Here is a 19,401-nt window from a genome sequence, read left to right on the forward strand (position 1 = left end):
GCAAGCCCAAGTTCTGGCGATATCTCCACCCGTTTTTGACACCATGAAACGGCATCGGATTACGCAGGGCCCGATGCCCTAGCCCTTGTTGCGATCCTGTGGCAGGGCGGCGGCAATCCGGTCTGCCAGACGCGCGAATGGCAGGCTTTGCAGCCAAACTGTCCCCGGCCCTTCCAGGGTCGTGACGAACAGGCCTTCGCCGCCGAACAGCGCGTTGGTAAACCCGCCAACAAACTTGATCGAATAATCAACCGATGGCGTCATCGCGACCAACGCACCGGTATCCACCCGAAGCGTCTGGCCCGGCTTAAGATCCTTGCGAATAATCGTGCCGCCCGCATGCATGAAGGCCAGGCCATCGCCGCTCAGCCGTTGAAGGATAAAGCCCTCCCCACCGAAAAGACCTGCGCCGAGTTTTTTGGAAAAGGCGATATCAATATCTATGCCCGATGCCGCGCACAGAAACGCATCCTTCTGACAGATAATCTCACCACCATGTTCACCCAGATCAAGCGGCACCACCTTGCCCGGATAGGGGGCGGCAAAGGCGACATGCCCCTTGCCCGATCCTTCATGGACAAAGCTTGTGATAAAGAATCCCTCGCCCGTCAGCATGCGCTTGAAGCCGGAAAACAGCCCGCCACCGGTACCGGTCTGCATGGCGATGCCATCGCTCATATACATCATGGCGCCAGCTTCTGCCCGGACGCCCTCGCCCGGATCGAGTTCGATTTCAACCAGCTGCATCTCTTCGCCATGGATCGTATAATCGATCACGTCTGCCATCTGGGCGTCTCCTGCTTTTCTGAACTAACCGTGCTTTACGGCCAAGTTTGGAACCTCGCGGTTTCAATCGCAAGAAAAAGGGGCAAAAACACGACAAGCGCCCCCAAAGTCACCAAAGACCATCAATTTTGCAGAACTATACGTGAGACTGAAACACCCTCGTCAAGATGTTGAAGCGAAAGCATTTTGTTAAGAGGTTTCGTATAGTCCTAATAATACCATGCTATAATGTATATTACGGCGATCAGGATGATTGATCGGCTTCGGACAAAGGCACTTGCGATGGTCTTGCTTAGGAAATTCGACTGGATCACTCAGGACGAGGTGATGAAGGCGTCGCTTGATAAGTGGCAACGTGTCGTCGACCTGATGACGCAGCTTCTTGGTGCCACGGCCGGATATGTTGTCGAATATAATGACAAGATCGGTTTTCGCGCCGCCCTGACAAGCAAGAACCCGGAAAATCCGTTTCCCGAAGTTTCGGGAAAACCGCAATCGCTTGACGCCAATTTGTATTGCCGCCGGGTGGTTGCCACAAAGTCAGCCTTTTACGAACCCGACGCCAGCAACAAGCCCGAATGGGCCGACAATCCCGAAGTCGTCGAGGAAGGCTATATTTCCTATTTCGGGGTGCCGCTTTTGTGGCCAAATGGCCTGGTTTTCGGGACCCTTTGCGTGTTTGACACCAAAGCCACGCAGTATGAAAACCCGTTGCAGGAATTGATGGAGGTCTTTCGCGACCTGATCGAAGCCGATTTGCGCCTGTACGAGCAATACGAAATCATGCGCAACCTCTCGATGACCGATCCGCTGACCGGCATGAACAACCGCGCCGGGTTTGAGATGCTGGCCCATCAGAAAATCCGCATCGCCAAACGCTATCACCACAATATCGGGATCATCTTTATCGATCTTGATGACATGAAACACTGGAACGATGATTACGGCCATGCCGCCGGGGATGCTGCCCTTCGTGCCGTTGGCAAGGCGATCACAGACAGCATCCGCGAGGTTGATATTTGCGGGCGCATCGGCGGGGATGAATTCGCTGTTCTCGGCTATGTGCGCAATCGCGGCGATCTGACGACCATTGTCACCCGTGTGCGCAACGCCCTTGATCACGTCAAACTTACCGTGCCGACCGCCAAATCCCCGATCCGCGAAACACCGCAAATCAGTTCCGGTGCGTCGGTCTTCTTCGAGCCGCTTGATAAAAGCCTTGAGGACATGATGGCGATTGCCGATCTCGAGATGTATCGCGACAAAAAAAGCCGCCGCAAATAATCGCCCACCAACGCTTGGCCCAGCGACTGCCTGCGCATATCCGAACTGTCATCCCCACCCTTGAAGGCAGTATGTCATTAACCTCCCGGTATTGTTTTTAAGTGAAACTGATCTCAAAGGGTCTGACCCGAAAGAACAATGACTTAGAGCGCACGACATGCAAATACGCAAAGGCACCGCAGACGACCTGCCTGAAATACGTGCGATTTCCGAACGCACGATAGAGCTCGGCTGTCTGGTCGAAGACCTTGATGAGACAACCAGCATCCATGCCCGCAGTGTGATTGAATTGGCGGTTGATGCCTTTTCCGCCAGTGTGCAGTCTGACAATCACTCGGTCTATGTCGCCGCCCGCGACGATAATCTTCTGGGCTATGTCATTGCCATCCATGATGCCCCTGAAATCCGCTGGATCGTTGTTGATCCCGCAGCACAAGGCACTGGTGCGGGCAAGGCATTGATGATTGCCGCCCTTGATGCCCTGGCCGAACGCGGTGTGCGCAGCAATGTGCGCCTGACCGTCCCGGCGGCCAATGAACGCGCCAAGGCGTTTTACCGCAAGTTCGGCTTTATGGTCACCGGCCCGATCAATGACCAGAAAGTCCCGATGATTGAAATGCAGCGTGCCGCTTGACAAATGCGCGCAATCGGACAATTTTTCGTCCGAACCTTAATCGGAGATTTTATGTCAGAGTCCCGGCACAGCCGCTGATCGCGGTTTGACAGCCTTGCGTCTTTCCTGCTTCCAGACCGCTGATCAGCAGATCGGACCGCCTGCCCGACCTTAAACCGGGTGCGCGTGACCGGTACTGTTGTGCCCGTCCCGATCGAAAACCGTTTTCCCAACTGGTTTTCGGACTCTGACCGATGAATATTTCAAAGAACGAACAGCGCGTGTTGCATGCACTCGCACAAGGCGGCCTGATCAAAGTGATCAAGGACGGCAAAAACCATGTTCTTGAAGCAGATTGCATTACCCGCGACGGCTGGTTTCTGACCGCCTGTACGCTTGAAGTCTTCAAGAAGCTGCGCAAACGCCGACTGATCCGATCACAACGCGGCGGACCTTACCGCATTACCCGTGAAGGATTGCTCGCGGTTCGCGCAGAACTATGTCAACGCTAGTAGCAAAGCCCGGCCCCAAAAGCCGGGTTTTGATCATTTGTGCTCAAGAATATTGACCAGCTTGCCAAACGGGTCGCGGACGTAAAACCGCCTGACACCCCATGGTTCTTCTGCCGGGCCATATTCGATTGCGATCCCGGCATCCTTCATTTTACCAAGGACATCATCAAGGTTATCGACCTCGATAGACATGTCGGGAACGGGTGTCCCCGATCCACCTTCGGTGGCGAAACTGACCTGTGTGGTCATGGTTTGGTCTGCTGCCGCAAAAGTCCTGATCCAGCCATGATCCATTACGGTATCAAGGCCTAAAATGCCCTCGTAGAAGGCAACTGCCTTGGCGATATCATCCACAGCAAAGTTTGAGACAATCCGTTTAACAACCATTGGTGCTATCTGGTCCTCTCCGTTTGGGTGGCGTGGTTCGCAACCATGCTACTGCGCGGCTTTTTCCCCTGCAATCGCCTGTGCCCGTTTATAGGGGCCGAACGGAATTTCCTTGGGATCGAAGGTTTCAGCTGAGGCACGTTCCCAACGGGAATGCCATTCATGGAGTTCCGGAAGTTCGGTATCTTGCAACAGGAAGCCTTCGGGCAGGTAGGGATAGGCTTCGTTGCCATCAACAAACTCGTTGTCCTTCTGGCGCACCATGAAGTGATAAGGCATGAAGTTGCGCGGGTCGGTCAGACCAGCCGCCCCGGTGATTTCAGCCAGCGCATGCATGGTATTTTTATGGAAGCGCGCGACACGTTCGCTTTTGTCACCCGGATCAAGGGCGCGTTGGCGGATTTTATCCTGTGTCGCGATCCCGACCGGGCAGCAGTTGGTATGGCAGCTTTGGGCCTGAATACAGCCAAGTGCAAACATGAAACCGCGCGCGGCATTACACCAGTCCGCCCCCAACGCCAGCGTTCGAGCAATATCAAAGGCCGAGACGATTTTGCCCGCCGCGCCGATTTTGATCTGATCGCGAACACCAGCACCCCGCAGCGCATTATGGACAAAGGTCAGGCCTTCTTGCATCGGCATGCCAACCCGGTTGGCAAATTCGACCGGGGCGGCACCAGTGCCACCTTCCTTGCCATCGACGACGATGAAATCGGGCGTGATACCGGTTTTCAGCATCGCCTTTATGATCGACATGAATTCGCGGCGATGCCCGATGCAGAGCTTGAACCCGACCGGCTTGCCACCCGAAAGGTCACGCAGGCGGCCAATGAATTCCATCAGCCCAATCGGGGTTGAGAAAACACTGTGTGCCGCGGGCGACACGCAATCCTGCCCCATCGGGATACCGCGGGCTTCGGCAATTTCGGCGGTGATTTTGGCCGATGGCAACATGCCGCCATGGCCGGGTTTTGCGCCTTGGCTAAGCTTTACCTCGATCATTTTGACCTGCGGGTCGGCGGCGGTTATGGCAAATTTTTCCTCGGAAAAACTGCCATCTTCGTTGCGCGCCCCGAAATAACCCGACGCCACCTGATAAATCAGATCACCACCGCCTTCGCGGTGATAGCGCGAAATGCTGCCTTCGCCGGTATCATGGGCAAAGCCGCCCTTCTTGGCGCCCTTGTTAAGCGCCAGAATTGCGTTGCCCGACAGCGCCCCGAAGCTCATGGCAGAGATATTATACAGGCTGCAATCATAGGGCTGCTTGCAATGCGGGCCGCCAACGCGCACCCGAAAATCGGTATCGGTGATGTGCTTGGGCGCGACGGAATGGGTAATCCACGAATAGCCGGATTTATAGACTTCTTCGATCGTGCCAAACGGGCGTTTGTCTTCGACACCCTTGGCGCGCTGATAGACAAGACCGCGTGCCTGGCGGCTGAACGGGATTTCGTCCTGATCGCTTTCAAGAAGGTACTGGCGGATTTCCGGACGGAAGCTTTCGAGGATGAAGCGGATATGCGCACTGATCGGATAGTTGCGCAGGATGGAATGCTTGTTCTGATACAGGTCGTGAATACCAACCAGCACCAGCAACCCGAAAATGACCGCAGGCACCCAGAACCAGACATCAACGGCACTCGCCAAGATCACAGAGGCCAAAGCCAAAACCACAACACCCGTCATCACGAAGTAGCGCTGGTTCAAAATGAAGAATTTCACGGTGCTCTCTTCCTGTCCTGTTCAGGCCGATCTGATCCACGAAAAGCCGCCTTGTGCGGGGAGGCATCTGACCCTTCGTATCCGAGATAGCAGCAACATCCATGATCATCGTTGATTTGATCACGGGCCTCAATGGCAATGTCGTTGATTTCAGGGTCTAAACCCTAATTGCCCCCCATTTGATCTGAATGTGGGAACGTTTGAACCAACATCAAGAAAAAGCCGCCTTGCAACAGGGAAGCAAGGCGGCTTTGGGGACCGGAAACAAACAGGTGTTTAAGGGGGGAACACGTTCCCGGTCCGCGACATCTGGTGATGCAGGGGCCGATCAGGCCTTGCCGTAGCCCCCGCCACCCGGGGTTTCGATGACAAAGACATCCCCCCGATGCATTTCCGCACCATCGGTGCCCTTAAGCTCGATCACAGTGCCATCGATGCGTTCGACAGCATTGCGGCCAAGCTGACCGGGCTCCCCGCCCGCACAGGCCTGAACCGGCACGCGACGGTGGTTGGACAGGATCGATGCTGTCATGTCTTCAAGGAAGCGCACACGACGGATCGCACCATCGCCACCCTTGTGTTTGCCTTTACCACCTGATCCTTTGCGGATTTCAAAGCTTTCGAGCAGGACCGGGAAACGCCATTCAAGAACTTCCGGATCGGTCAGGCGCGAGTTGGTCATGTGCGAATGAACAGCTGCCGTACCATCAAAGTCGGGACCGGCACCGGTACCGCCACAGATGGTTTCGTAATACTGGTGCGTATCATTGCCCCAGGTGAAGTTGTTCATCGTGCCCTGACCACCAGACAGCACGCCAAGGGCGGCATACAGCGTATCGGTGACATGCATGCTGGTTTCAACGTTACCGGCAACCACGGCGGCCGGATAACGCGGGTTAAGCATCGATCCTTCGGGCACGATCAGATTGACCGGCTTCAGGCAACCGGCATTGAGCGGAATGTCATCATCAACAAGCGTTCTGAAGACATACAACACAGCCGCGCGGGTCACAGCCGACGGGGCGTTGAAGTTGTTATCAAGCTGATCGGACGTGCCGGTGAAATCGACCGTCGCCGAACGGGTTGCCTTATCGATGGTGACCTTGACGCGGACAACCGCACCATTGTCCATTTCATAGGTGTATTCGCCGTCTTTCAGAACATCGATTACGCGACGTACGCTTTCTTCGGCGTTGTCCTGAACGTGCTGCATATAGGCATGCACGACATCAAGGCCAAAGTGATCGACCATCTTGCGCAGTTCCTGCACACCCTTTTCATTGGCCGCGATCTGTGCACGCAGATCGGCGATATTTTGATAGGGATTACGTGCCGGATATTTGGCACCTTCAAGAAGGTCGGTCAGGCCCTTTTCATCGAACGTGCCCTGATCAACCAGTTTGAAGTTGTTGATCAGAACGCCTTCTTCTTCAAGAACACGCGAGTTTGGCGCCATTGAGCCCGGCGTAATACCGCCAACATCGGCATGGTGACCACGCGATGCGACATAGAACAGCACTTCCTTGCCATCATCGCCAAACACCGGGGTGATCAGTGTGATGTCAGGCAGGTGCGTGCCGCCGTTATACGGGTCGTTCAGCATATAAACATCGCCCGGCTTCATTTTGCCGTCGTTGTTTTTAATCACCGCCTGAACGGACTCACCCATCGAGCCAAGGTGGACGGGCATATGCGGGGCGTTGGCGATCAGAAGGCCTTCCTGATCAAACACCGCACATGAGAAGTCCAGACGTTCCTTGATGTTAACCGAGTATGAGGTGTTGGCAAGCGTCACACCCATTTGTTCGGCGATGTTCATGAACAGGTTGTTGAACACTTCAAGCATCACCGGATCGGCCTGGGTGCCAATCGCCTCGGAACGTTTCATCGGCACAACACGGTTCAGGATCAGATGATCCTGGCCATTCACCTTGGCTTCCCAGCCCGGATCGATCACGGTGGTGCCGACCGGCTCCACAATCACCGCCGGACCACGGACCGTCGCACCTGGTTTCAGGTTTTCACGTTTGTAGAACGGAGTATCTTCGGTTTTGCCATCAAAGACGACCGGACGGGTCGCAAGCGGCTTGAGCATAACTTCCGCACCATCAAGCTCAGCCGACGACGCCGGAAGGCTTTGGGTTTCGCCAATCGCCTCAACTGCGACGGCCTCGACCACCAGTGGCTTGCCGGTCATGACAAAGCCATAACGCTGTTTATGCTGTTCTTCGAACTGGGCCGTGATGGCATCAACATCGCCGAAATCAACGATCAGCGGGGTGTCGGTACCGTCATAACGCAGATGCAGGCGTTTCAGCAGGCTGATCTTGTCATCCGAAATGCCCTGTTCTTTCAGTTCCGCGAGCGCATCAACCGCCAAGGCATCAAGCTGCTTATCCAGATCTGCAAGGCCTTCAGCGGCAAGTTTGCCCTCGACCGCCTGTTCACGCATCGCACGGATATCGGCAAGGCCCATACCGTATGCCGACAGAACACCGGCGAACGGATGAACAAATACCTTGGTCATGCCAAGGGTATCGGCAACCTGACAGGCATGCTGACCACCGGCACCGCCGAAGCATTGCAGGATATAGTCGCTGACGTCATAGCCGCGCTGGACCGAGATCTGCTTGATGGCGTTTGCCATGTTTTCAACCGCAATGCGCAGGAAGCCTTCGGCGACTTCTTCGGGGGTACGGATCTGGCCGGTGTTCTTTTCGATGTCAGCGGCCATTTCCTCAAAGCCCTTGCGAACCGCATCGGCATTAAGTGGCTCGTCGCCTTCGGGGCCAAAGACATTCGGGAAGAAGTCCGGCTGGACCTTACCCAGCATGACGTTGATATCAGTCACCGCCAGCGGACCACCGCGACGATAGGCCGCAGGCCCCGGATTTGCACCGGCACTGTCCGGACCAACACGGAAACGCGCACCGTCGAAATGCAGGATCGACCCACCACCGGCCGCAACCGTGTGGATTTTCATCATCGGCGCGCGCATGCGCACACCAGCGACCTGGGTTTCGAAATCACGTTCGTATTCGCCGTCATAGTGCGAAACGTCGGTTGATGTGCCGCCCATATCGAAACCGATGACCTGTTTGAAGCCATCCATCTCAGCCGTACGCACCATGCCAACCACACCGCCAGCCGGACCGGACAAGATCGCATCCTTGCCCTGGAACTTGACCGCATCGGTCAGACCGCCATTGGATTGCATGAACATCAATTTCACGCCGCCCAGTTCGGAGGCGACCTGATCAACATAACGACGCAGGATCGGCGACAGATAGGCATCAACCACCGTGGTGTCGCCGCGCGATACCAGCTTCATCAACGGGCTGACCTGATGGCTGACAGAAACCTGGGTAAAGCCGATGTCACGGGCAACCTTTTCGGCGGCCAGTTCATGCGCGGTGTAACGATAACCGTGCATGAAAACGATGGCACAGGCACGAATGCCGCTGTCATAGACCTTTTGCAGGTCGGCCCGCAGGGTATCGAGGTCCATCCCTTCGAGTTCATGACCCTGTGCGTCAAAACGGCCAGCGGTTTCGATCACGGTTTCATAAAGCGTTTCGGGCAGAATGATGTTGCGATCAAACAGACGAGGGCGGTTCTGATAGGCCAGACGCAGCGCATCGCGGAAGCCCTTGTTGGTGACCAGGACTGTGCGGTCGCCTTTGCGTTCGAGCAGGGCGTTGGTCGCAACCGTGGTGCCCATTTTGACGGCTTCGATTTTCTCGGCCGGGATTTTCTCGCCGTCGGCAACTTCAAGCAGTTCGCGGATGCCCTGAATGGCGGCGTCCTTATACCGTTCGGGGTTTTCCGACAGCAGTTTGTGGGTGACAAGCGCGCCATTGGGTTTGCGGGCAACGATATCGGTAAATGTGCCGCCGCGATCGATCCAGAACTGCCATTTCGGCTGTCCGGTGGTCTGCGAGGCGGGCGAATTTTGGTCGAGCGGGGCCATGATGCTCACTCCTTCAGGCATCTGTAGTCAGAAAATTCGAGTATTTTGGTCAGTTCAAATCATGAACTGTTAGCCACTCATTTGCGTTGGCAGCCAGGTAACGATCCCCGGAAATACGGTGATCAGAAGGGCGGCAAACAACAGCAGGAAGAAGAATGGCAAGGCAGCAACTGCAATCTTGAACAGGTTCTTGCCTGTCAGGCCTTGCAGAACGAAAAGGTTAAAGCCGACCGGTGGCGTGATCTGTGACATTTCGACCACCAGCACGACATAGATGCCGAACCACAACAGGTCGATGCCAGCGGCCTGCACCATCGGCAGGATCACAGAGGTTGTCAGAACCACCACCGAAATACCGTCAAGAAAACATCCCAGAACGATAAAGAAGATCGTCAGCGCACCAAGCAGCGCATAAGGCGACAGCTCCATCTGGGCGATCCATGCGGCCAATTCACGCGGCACACCGGTAAAGCCCATTGCAACCGTCAGCACCGCCGCACCTGCAAGGATAAAGCAGATCATGCAGGACGTGCGGGTGGCACCCATGATGCCATCAAGCAGGCTTTCCTTGGAAAGCGACCCGCTGAGCCCTGAGAGGATCAATGCACCGACCACACCGAACGCCGCGGCCTCTGTCGGGGTTGCGACCCCGCCATAGATCGAGCCGATCACAGCAGCAATCAGAACGATGACCGGGATCAGGCGACCCGATGCACGGATCTTTTCAGCAAACGGAATGCTGGGGGCAGCTTCGGGCATCTTGTCCTTGTTGATCGTGGCCCAGATGCCAACGAAGCTCATGAACATGATGATCAGCATGACACCGGGGATCACACCGGCAATGAAAAGACGGGCAATCGAAAGCTCGGCCGAGACACCATAAACAATCAGGATGATCGACGGCGGGATCAGAAGACCCAGCGTACCGGACCCAGCAAGGGTTCCGAGGATCAGGCTATCGGCATAGCCCTGTTTACGAAGTTCGGGGATCGACATGCGCCCGATGGTGGCCGCTGTCGCAGCCGAAGACCCGGAGACAGCAGCAAAAATACCGCAGCCCAGAATGTTTACATGCAACAACCGACCCGGAAGTTTGTTCAGCCAAGGCGCAAGCCCGGTGAACATGTCTTCGGAAAGGCGGGACCGGAAAAGGATTTCACCCATCCAGATAAACAGTGGCAGCGGTGCCAGTGACCAGGTTGCAAGGCTTGACCATGCTGTGGTCGCGATGATCGGACCGGTTTGCGCACTGGTGAAAACATCAATGGCAAAGACGCCAATGGCAAAAAGTGCAAGTGCAACCCACAGACCAGCGCCCAGAAACAGGAACAGCAGGCCCATCAGGATAAGACCGATTTGAAGTACGTCCATGACCGCCCCCTACTCGTTCAGATCGTTCGCTTCGCCGCCGACAAAAGCGGGTTCGCGGCCAGCCAGAAGATCAACAAATGCTTCGAGCAGGGCGATGGTAAAGACAACCAGTCCAAAGGCCATGGCGGTTTGCGGGATCCACAGCGGGAAGGCCAGAACGCCGGGCGAGCTATCGCCATACGAAAAGCTTTCCTCGGCCAGAACCGCCATCCACCAGGCGAAGTAACCGGCAAGATAAATCGCAGCCAACAGCGTGATCGCTTCCATTGTCCGGCGGACACGACCTTTGAGGTGCGAAAGGACAATCATGACCCGGATGTGGGTGCCAGCGCGCAGCGCCGGACCAAGGGCAAGGAACGTACCGGCAGCAAGCGAGAACCCGGCCAGTTCATTGGCATCGTGAACGGCGATCCCGACAAGACGCCCCAAGGACTGGGCGAGGATCAGCAGCGCAATGATTACCAGGAACGCGGCCGCCAAAACGGCACTGAATTTGAATAAATAATCTAGCAGTCTGCGCACAGCAGTCCCCCTTTCCGCCAACGATCATCCCCAAAGCGACGTATCGTACCTAACGGACAGTAACATTAAAATGTGCGGATTGTCCGGGACCGAACGGAGGACGACAGCCGTCCGGCCCCGACAATTGGCAAGAACCGGTGCTTAGTTCTTGAACGCGTCGATGATGGCCTGGCCTTCATCTCCGGTTTTTTCCAGCCAACCAGCGACCATTTTGTCACCAGCTGCTGCGAGACCGTCTTTGAGTTCTGCACTCGGTGCAGCAACGTTCATGCCGTTTTCAGAGAGAATTTTCTTTTTCTCTTCGGCTTCTGCCATGCTCATTTCCCAACCGCGGGTTTCGGCTTTGGCAGCGGCTTCAAGAACAGCAGCCTGAACGTCAGCAGACAGGCCATCGAATGCGCTTTCGCTTACGATAACCATGTTTTTCGGAAGCCATGCCTGAACGTCATAGAAGTTCGAAACAAAGTCCCATGCCTTGGAGTTGGCACCGGTCGACGGCGAGGTGATCATTGCTTCGACAATGCCGGTTGCAAAGGCGGTCGGGATTTCCGGAACTTCAACCTGGGTCGCGACCATGCCGGTCAGAGATGCCAGTTCGGACGTGGTGGCGTTATAGGCGCGGAACTTGACACCATCGAGGTCAGCAACGCTGTTGACTTCGTTTGCGGTATAAAGGCCCTGTGCCGGCCACGGAACAGCATAAAGAACTTTAAGACCGTCTTTTGCGAGGGCTGCTTCGATGCCTTCGCGCGATACTTCCCAAAGCTTTTTGGCGTCATCATAGGACGTCGCAAGGAACGGGATCGCGTCAACGGTGTAGATCGGGTTTTCGTTGGCCAGCAGCGAAATCAGGGTTTCGCCAATCGGCACCAGACCGCGCTGAACCGAACGTTTGATGTCAGCATGCTTGAACAGCGAACCACCGGAATGAACCGTGATGCTCAGCTCACCGCCGGATGCTTCATTCACATCCTTGGCAAATTCGATGATGTTCTGGGTGTGGAAAGTCGCGTCAGGATACGGCGTTGCCATGTCCCAGGTTTCTTCAGCGGATGCAAAGCCGGCTGACATGGTGATCGCTGCGACTGCGACAGTCGAAAGTGCTTTTTTCAACATTTTTCAAGTCTCCCTGTGTGTGATGCAAGCCGATACACGTTATCGCGTATCGAGACTCCAAAGTAGCCTCCCGACACATTGATCACATTTTACCGACAAATTGTCAACTTTAATTCATAGCAGATATACGCAATCCGGGAGACAACACCGCAGAACCCCATCTGCGTGAACCCGCAAAAACCGACCATTCGTCTGATATTTTTGTTGTTATTGTTGCCTGCCGGGGGCATTTAACTAGCGATCAAACAAATAACAAGCGGGGAAAATCCAATGCCGGATCTTTCGGGGAAGTCTGTCTGGATTACAGGTGCCGGTAGCGGCATCGGTGAAGCAATTGCCAAATCTCTGGCGGCTGGCGGGGCACAAGTTGCCCTTTCGGCGCGACGCGAAGAAACACTTCGGCAAGTCGCAGATGACATTGCGGCAAGTGGGGGAAAAGTTGAAATTTACCCGCTCGACATCAGTGACAGCGACAAGGTTTTTGAAACGGTCGCGAAAATCAAAAGCGCGATGGGCAAAATTGATGTGCTGATCAACTGCGCTGGCGTGAACACCCCGAAACGGCATTGGCGCGATCTTGATATCAAAGACTGGCAACGTATGGTCGCTGTCAATCTGAACGGTGTTGCCAATACCGTTTGCGCGACCTTGCCCTTGATGCGCGATCAACAAGACGGACTGATCATCAATATTGCGTCCTGGGCCGCAAAGCATGAATTCCCGGTCGCAGGCCCGGCCTATATTGCATCCAAACGCGGTGTCGTGGAGTTGTCCCACAGCATCAATCAGGAAGAACTGCACAACAACATCCGCTGTTGCTGCATTTCGCCGGGCGAGGTTGCCACCCCGATCCTTCAGCAACGCCCGGTGCCGATAGAGCAGGAAGAACTTGATCGTCTTTTAAAGCCAAGCGATCTTGCAAAAATCGTGACTTATGTCGTCGGGGCCCCGATGCGGGTCTGCTTCAACGAGATCGTGATGTCCCCGACCTACAACCGCACCCTGTTGCCTATTCAGCCCTAGGTGTTGCTCCCAGTCATCGGGGATGCGAAGGACAAGCCTTGGCGCCAGTACCAGCAGCAGCGCGCGTTACATCGCACTTGCGGCACGTGATGCCTGATCATAGACGCCGGAAATTGCGCGAAGGGTCTTGGCGACATCCCCGACTTCCTCGCTATTGACGCCAAGCCGCTGGAAAGTCTCAATCAGGCAATCCTCGCGGACCTGGCGGTATTTCTCGCACATTTCACGGCCATCCTTGGTAGTCGCGTAATGCACTTCCTTGCCGCGTTTGACACCCTCGACCAGTCCGAGTTTACGGAGCTTTTTAAGGGAGTAGTTCACAAGATGGCTGTCCTCGACATTCAGGACAAAGCACACTTCGGACAGGCTTTTTTCCCGTTCACGGGAATTGACATTGTGCAGCACCAGAATATCGAGAACCGACACATCGGGCATACCCGCCGCGCGCATGCACCGCACCATCCAGCGGTTAAATGCGTTCCCTGACAGGATCAACGCAAATTCAAGTTCCGACAGTTCGGCTGCGCGTTCCGAGACAAGATGTGACGATGAGACGATACGTGTTTTATCAGCCATCCGACGTTCCCTGTAATGCAGTAATCCCGGTCACCAACATAGGTTCCGACCAGTTTCATTGGAAGTTTGTCGGCATTTTATCGCGATAAAGGCGACAAGGTAAAGCCCCTGCCGCCTTATACTTATCGGCAATTCACCGTTAAAGTGTGCGCATCCGTTCGAGAAAGCCATCAATCTGCGACCGCAAGTCACCGCTTTGTTGACCAAGGTTGTTGGCCGAAACATTGACGTTGCCAGCCGCTTCGTTGGTTTCATTGACAGCAGCAGACACCCCTTGCATGGCAGACGAGATTTCCTCTGTCCCGGCGGCGGCCTGTTCGACGTTTTGCGAAATCTCGCTGGTGGCAACAGTTTGCTGTTCGACCGCGGCCGCAACGGCAGCTGCGCGTTCGCTGATGTCAGAAATCATTTTGACGATCTCGTCGATTGCATCGACGGCAAGGCTTGTCGCCTGCTGGATATCATTGATCTGGGATGTGATTTCCTCGGTTGCCTTGCCCGTCTGATTTGCAAGGTTTTTCACCTCGCTTGCGACAACGGCAAAGCCTTTGCCTGCATCCCCCGCCCGGGCGGCCTCGATCGTTGCATTAAGTGCCAGCAGGTTGGTTTGTTCGGCAATGTCACTGATCAGACTGATGACTTCGCCAATCTTGATCGCAGAATCATTAAGCCCCTGGATATTGTCATTGGTATTGCGTGCCCGTTCGGTTGCCGACTGTGCCATGGTTGACGTTTCAGCGACCTGACCGGAAATCTCGTTGATAGAAGCCGAAAGCTCGGTCGCGGCCGTGGCAACCAACTGCACATTCGAAGAGGCCTCTTCGGCACCGGAAGAAACCGCCATTGACTGGTTGGTTGCTGTCTCAGCACTGTTGCGCAACACATTGGACACCTGATGGAGTTGCTCCACCGCTATTCCGACATCGGCCATGACGGCAACCACCGCCTGATCGAATTCCTGGATGTAACGTTCCTGCGTCTCCATGCGTTTGCGGCGTTTTTCGTCTTCGGCCTTTTGCGCCGCTTCGAGCTTGACGCGTTCAATACCGTTTTCGCGGAACACCAGAACCGCACGCCCCATCTCGCCAATTTCGTCCGCCCGCTTCACTTCGTTGATATCCACGTCAAAGTCGTTTTCAGCCAGTCGGGTCATTTTGTTGGTCAAACCGCTGATCGCGCTGACAATCGCGCGCGACAACAAGAACGAAAGCCCCATCAACGCCAGAACGCCGATTGCATACATGATGACCGAAACCGTCAGACCGGTTTGTGCAATGCTGTCAGCTCTTTGCTTTTGGGTCTGTGCGATTTCGCCAATCGACTGACTGAGTTCGTTAAGGATCGGTTCAGCCTGGGCATAATAGTCGGACAAGAAGCCGAGTTCTGCTTCGCGTTGCAGGATCTTTTCAGACAGGGCCTTGAAGTCAGCGACATATGACTTCATCAAGTCGGTGATTTTATCCTGCTCGGCGGCGGGAATGTTTGATGCGGCCAATGCCGGTCCGAACTCGGCAAGGCGGTCATCAATCCGGCCGACATATTTGGGATCAAGGCGTGCGAGAAAGTCTTTCTCGTGGCGGCGCATCATCAACATGATCACCGTAAGGTTATCGGCATTATATTTCTTGAGCGCCTCTTCGACATTGTGCACCGATGAACGTAACCGTCCAAGAAGTCCTTCTTCCTCGTTCAAACCGATTTCTCGCTGCAAACCGACAACCACGGCGAACTTCGCGTCATAGTTGGAAAAGGCTGTCACGATTTCCTGAAGCTGCGCATCAAACACGTTCAGTTCCGGCGCCTGTTCAAGCTGCTCAAGGCCGGCATTCACGTCTTGGACGACACTGGCATGCTGGGAAACATATTTTTCATCCATACGCAGCAGGAAATCCTTTTCCCGCCGACGTGCATTCAGGAATTCACGCGAAACAGCATCAGCAACCAGTTTGTTGTCCAACGCACTTTCGGCGACCTCTTCGGCGGCCCGTCTTTGTTGCTCGGCAATGAATTGCGCGGCACCAACGACGATAAAGATCAAAAGTGCCACCCCACCAATCAGCGATATTTGATAGAGAAGTCTCATTCGGGAAAGAAAGTTCATCTTGGCCCCCAGTCAGTTGCCACGCCTTTGCCACAGCTTCTCGCCCGCTGGCATCAGCGCAGGTTTTTATTCAACAACGAAATGAAGACACCTATCGCGCCCGCCAGATCAAATCGGGGGAACCTCGCCCCCATATGTCGGGAAACAATTTCGGCGCCTAAGCCGCGGCAAGACATAGCTGATGCTTGCCCGGCACCTGTTTCTTACTCAACTGAATCACATTTGGTGTGAGACACAACAAAACAAGAGGAAAGAGTACTCTTTCCTCTTGTTCCAGTTGCAGACGTGAAATTGTGCCTGTCGCAGGCAGGCCTATGAAATCGAGCGCATCCTTGCAAGGAAGTTATCGATACGTTCACTCAGACCGTCACTTTGACGACCCAGGTTATCAGCCGAACCACGCACATCATCGGCAGCCTCGGTGGTTTCTGCCACCGCCGCCGAAACCCCCTGCATCGCGTTTGAGATTTCGGTGGTTGCCGATGCCGCCTGTTCAACATTCTGGGAAATTTCGCTGGTTGCAACGGTCTGTTGTTCGACAGCTGCGGCCACGGCTGACGCCCGCTCGCTGATATCCTTGATCATCTGTACGATGCTATCAATCGCATCGACGGCCGATTGTGTCGCCTGCTGGATATCATTGATCTGGCTTGAAATATCCTCGGTCGCCTTGGCGGTCTGATTGGCAAGATTTTTCACCTCGCTGGCGACCACGGCAAAGCCCTTGCCGGCATCACCGGCACGGGCGGCTTCGATCGTGGCGTTCAGTGCCAGAAGGTTGGTTTGCTCTGCGATATCGCTAATCAGACTGATGACTTCGCCAATGCGAACTGCGGCCGCATTCAGGCCCTGAATGTCGTCGTTGGTTGTCTGGGCACGATCACTCGCCGTTGCCGCCATTTTCGAGGTATCGCTGATCTGCCCGGCAATCTCGTGGATTGAGGCCGAAAGCTCCGTCGCCGCTGTTGCAACAAGTTGCACGTTTGACGATGCTTCTTCACTACCCGCAGAAACAGTCGTCGACTGTTCATTTGCTGTGGCTGCACTGTTGCGCAGAACTTCGGAGACGGAATGCAGCTGTTGAACCGCAGTCCCCACTTCGCTCATCATTGCAACAACATCATCGTCAAATTCGCGAATGTGCTGTTCCTGTTTTTCGATGCGCTGGCGCTGCTTTTCGTCAAGTTCGCGTTGCTGGGCTTCAAGTTTTTGCCGCTCCAGACCGTTTTCGCGGAAGACAACCACGGACCGGCCCATTTCGCCGATTTCATCCTTGCGATCGGCTTCATCCAGTTTGACGTCAAAATCGTTCTTGGCCAACCGGGCCATCTTGTCTGTCAACCCGGTGATGGCCCGCACGATGGCACGCGCAAGAACCGTTGACATCAGGATCATGACGATCGCACCGGCGAGAAAGATGGCAAAGGTGACTTGAACGCCGGTATGGGCAATTTCCTCTGCCCGGCGCTGCATGTTTTCGGCAACCATACGCACCTCATTGCCCAGTGTTTCCAGAACGGGCTCGACGGCGGCGTAATATGCGCTGAGGCGTTCGAGGGACTCTTCGCGTTCAAGAACGGCGTCGGCAAGGGTTTTGAAATCCGCCAGATATGAGTCCATCAGTTTGCCAAGCTGCTGCTTCTTTTCATCCTGAATGCTGCCGGCGCGCTCAAGCGCAGCCGAGAACTGCTTGGAAGTTGCTTCGACACTTTCGACATAGGCTGGATCCAGACGGGCCAGAAAATCCTTTTCATCGCGGCGCATTTGCAAAACGGCAATCGAGAGGTCCTTGGTGCCACTCAATCCCAGCATCGCCTCAAGCTTGGCCACTTCTGCCAAGGCAGTTTCGACTTCGGATGCAGCACTACGCATTTCGCCAAGCAAGCCCGAATTCTCGTCCAGGCCAACCTTGCGCTGCAGTTCAACGACAGTGGCGAATTCCGACACATAGTTATCGACGGCTGTCCGGACCTGCTCGACCTGCTCAAGGAGGCCACCTAGTTCCTCACGTCCGGAAAGCTCTTCCAGACCGGCCCGGATTTGCACGGCGGCTTCGGCGTGCGCCGCGACATATTCCTCGCTTCGTCGAATAACAAAGTCTTTCTCGTGCCGACGCGCATCAAGGAATGCGCGCGATACGGTACTTACGGTCCGGGAGTCCTCACTCGCAGTCTTGGCGAGCAATTGCGCAGACTGGCGCTGTTGATCAGCAACGAATTGCGTGATCCCGACAATAGCGAAAATCACCAGAGCAACGATGCTCAGCAGCGATATCTGGTAAACCAGCTTCATTCGCGACAAGAAAGACATGCTTCCACCCCTCATTTTCCGGTTCTTGGTTTTATATTTTGTTTTTCAGAACCATAAAACATTCTACCATCAGTAGATATATAAAGACTAAAGTATAGACTAATTACTAATTTCCTCTACCTTTGGCAAAATTCCCGCAAAATTAGGTCATTTCTTTTCGTCGTCTGCGCACTATGTTTGTGCTTTGCGCGGGTATTGGCACCGATTAATCACCTATCCATTCAGCCAATCGACCGCGCCGGATTACAACAAACAGGATGAAGATCACCCATGAGCATCTGGGGCAAAATTATTGGCGGAACTGCAGGCTTTGCCCTGGGCGGACCATTGGGTGCAATTCTCGGCGCGGCGGCCGGTCATGTCGTTGACAAGATCAAAAGCAATGCACGCGGGCCGCAAATTGGCGGGCATGATCCGCGCCAGATTGCCTTTGCAACCGGTGTGGTCGTGCTGGCCGCCAAGATGGCCAAGGTCGACGGCCACGTCAGCCGCGATGAAGTCAACGCCTTCAAACGCGTGTTCCATATCCCGCCGGGCGAAGAAAAGAATGTCGGACGTCTGTTTGATATGGCGCGGACGTCTTCTGACGGGTTTGAAGTCTATGCCCATCAGATAGCCACCATGTTTCGCGGTGAACGGGCGATCCTTGAAGGTGTGCTTGAGGCGCTTTATCAAATCGCCATGGCCGACGGCGAACTGCACCCGGCCGAACAGGACTACCTTAAAAAGGTCGCCCATATCTTTGGCTTTGCCGAGGTCGACTTTGAACGGGTTCATCATGCCTTCACCGCGTCAGACGGCCCGGATCCCTATGAGCAACTTGGCCTGACACGTGAGGCCAGTGACGATGACCTGAAATCGGCCCATCGGAAATTGTCGCGCGAAAACCATCCAGACACCCTGATGGCCAAGGGCATGCCGCCGGAATTCATCGAACAGGCCAACGAAAAGATGGCGCGGATCAATGCGGCCTGGGATCAAATCCGCAAAGAACGCGGTATCCGCTAGCGCGAGCGATCTTCGCGATTATCTATGTCAAAGTTGATTTCCCTTGCAACGCTGCGTGAATTGCTGTTTGCAGGGGGCCGGTCACTGTGACCCTTTT

15 protein-coding genes are annotated in these 19,401 nt (G+C 54.9%); 5 read left to right on the forward strand and 10 right to left on the reverse strand.

Annotated elements, in window-relative coordinates; genetic code table 11:
* Positions 1–78: 78 nt before the first annotated feature.
* Entirely contained in the window at positions 79–786 is a 708-nt protein-coding gene (locus IT893_RS14380; protein ID WP_063088864.1) for a TIGR00266 family protein, read from the reverse strand.
* Positions 787–1,035: 249 nt separating this feature from the next.
* Between IT893_RS14380 and IT893_RS14385 the strand changes: the two genes are divergently transcribed.
* The 3 genes from IT893_RS14385 to IT893_RS14395 all read left to right on the forward strand — a co-directional run bounded on the left by IT893_RS14385 (position 1,036) and on the right by IT893_RS14395 (position 3,195).
* The gene (locus tag IT893_RS14385) at positions 1,036–2,070 is read left to right on the forward strand and encodes a sensor domain-containing diguanylate cyclase (RefSeq protein WP_252723964.1); all 1,035 of its coding nucleotides are present in this window, start codon (positions 1,036–1,038) and stop codon (positions 2,068–2,070) included.
* Positions 2,071–2,227: 157 nt separating this feature from the next.
* On the forward strand, positions 2,228–2,704 hold the full coding sequence (locus IT893_RS14390) for a GNAT family N-acetyltransferase (protein ID WP_197145581.1): 477 nt from the start codon (positions 2,228–2,230) through the stop codon (positions 2,702–2,704).
* Between the two features lie 233 nt (positions 2,705–2,937).
* Entirely contained in the window at positions 2,938–3,195 is a 258-nt protein-coding gene (locus tag IT893_RS14395; protein ID WP_197145582.1) for a YjhX family toxin, read from the forward strand.
* Between the two features lie 33 nt (positions 3,196–3,228).
* Here IT893_RS14395 and IT893_RS14400 read toward each other — a convergent pair whose 3' ends face one another.
* The 6 genes from IT893_RS14400 to IT893_RS14425 form a co-directional block, all read right to left on the reverse strand.
* Positions 3,229–3,582 (reverse strand): VOC family protein, encoded by a 354-nt coding sequence (locus IT893_RS14400; protein WP_197145583.1) that lies wholly within the window; start codon positions 3,580–3,582, stop codon positions 3,229–3,231.
* A gap of 48 nt (positions 3,583–3,630) precedes the next feature.
* Positions 3,631–5,307, reverse strand: a complete 1,677-nt coding sequence (locus tag IT893_RS14405) for an FMN-binding glutamate synthase family protein (RefSeq protein ID WP_008889620.1) — start codon at positions 5,305–5,307, stop codon at positions 3,631–3,633.
* Positions 5,308–5,635: 328 nt separating this feature from the next.
* Positions 5,636–9,277, reverse strand: coding sequence for a hydantoinase B/oxoprolinase family protein (locus IT893_RS14410; protein WP_197145584.1), 3,642 nt, complete (start codon positions 9,275–9,277; stop codon positions 5,636–5,638).
* Positions 9,278–9,346: 69 nt separating this feature from the next.
* A complete protein-coding gene (locus IT893_RS14415) occupies positions 9,347–10,648 on the reverse strand; it encodes a TRAP transporter large permease (RefSeq protein ID WP_197145585.1) in 1,302 nt (433 codons plus the stop codon).
* A gap of 9 nt (positions 10,649–10,657) precedes the next feature.
* Positions 10,658–11,170 carry a TRAP transporter small permease gene (locus tag IT893_RS14420; RefSeq protein ID WP_197145586.1) on the reverse strand — a complete coding sequence of 171 codons (513 nt, stop codon included), beginning with the start codon at positions 11,168–11,170 and terminating at the stop codon, positions 10,658–10,660.
* 141 nt (positions 11,171–11,311) lie between these two features.
* Positions 11,312–12,286 carry a TRAP transporter substrate-binding protein gene (locus IT893_RS14425; protein WP_197145587.1) on the reverse strand — a complete coding sequence of 325 codons (975 nt, stop codon included), beginning with the start codon at positions 12,284–12,286 and terminating at the stop codon, positions 11,312–11,314.
* A 270-nt stretch (positions 12,287–12,556) separates the two neighbouring features.
* On the opposite strand from IT893_RS14425, the gene IT893_RS14430 reads away from it, so the two are divergent.
* Positions 12,557–13,309 (forward strand): SDR family oxidoreductase, encoded by a 753-nt coding sequence (locus IT893_RS14430; protein WP_197145588.1) that lies wholly within the window; start codon positions 12,557–12,559, stop codon positions 13,307–13,309.
* A gap of 66 nt (positions 13,310–13,375) precedes the next feature.
* On the opposite strand, the gene IT893_RS14435 is transcribed toward IT893_RS14430, so the two are convergent.
* The 3 genes from IT893_RS14435 to IT893_RS14445 all read right to left on the reverse strand — a co-directional run bounded on the left by IT893_RS14435 (position 13,376) and on the right by IT893_RS14445 (position 18,296).
* The gene (locus IT893_RS14435) at positions 13,376–13,885 is read right to left on the reverse strand and encodes a winged helix DNA-binding protein (protein ID WP_063088853.1); all 510 of its coding nucleotides are present in this window, start codon (positions 13,883–13,885) and stop codon (positions 13,376–13,378) included.
* A 139-nt stretch (positions 13,886–14,024) separates the two neighbouring features.
* The gene (locus IT893_RS14440; protein ID WP_197145589.1) at positions 14,025–15,986 is read right to left on the reverse strand and encodes a methyl-accepting chemotaxis protein; all 1,962 of its coding nucleotides are present in this window, start codon (positions 15,984–15,986) and stop codon (positions 14,025–14,027) included.
* A 312-nt stretch (positions 15,987–16,298) separates the two neighbouring features.
* A complete protein-coding gene (locus IT893_RS14445) occupies positions 16,299–18,296 on the reverse strand; it encodes a methyl-accepting chemotaxis protein (protein WP_197145590.1) in 1,998 nt (665 codons plus the stop codon).
* Positions 18,297–18,566: 270 nt separating this feature from the next.
* On the opposite strand from IT893_RS14445, the gene IT893_RS14450 reads away from it, so the two are divergent.
* Positions 18,567–19,304, forward strand: coding sequence for a TerB family tellurite resistance protein (locus IT893_RS14450; RefSeq protein ID WP_197145591.1), 738 nt, complete (start codon positions 18,567–18,569; stop codon positions 19,302–19,304).
* Positions 19,305–19,401: the final 97 nt, after the last annotated feature.

Source organism: Thalassospira sp. A40-3 (genome assembly GCF_015871485.1).
GTDB classification, from domain to species: Bacteria; Pseudomonadota; Alphaproteobacteria; order Rhodospirillales; family Thalassospiraceae; genus Thalassospira; species Thalassospira tepidiphila.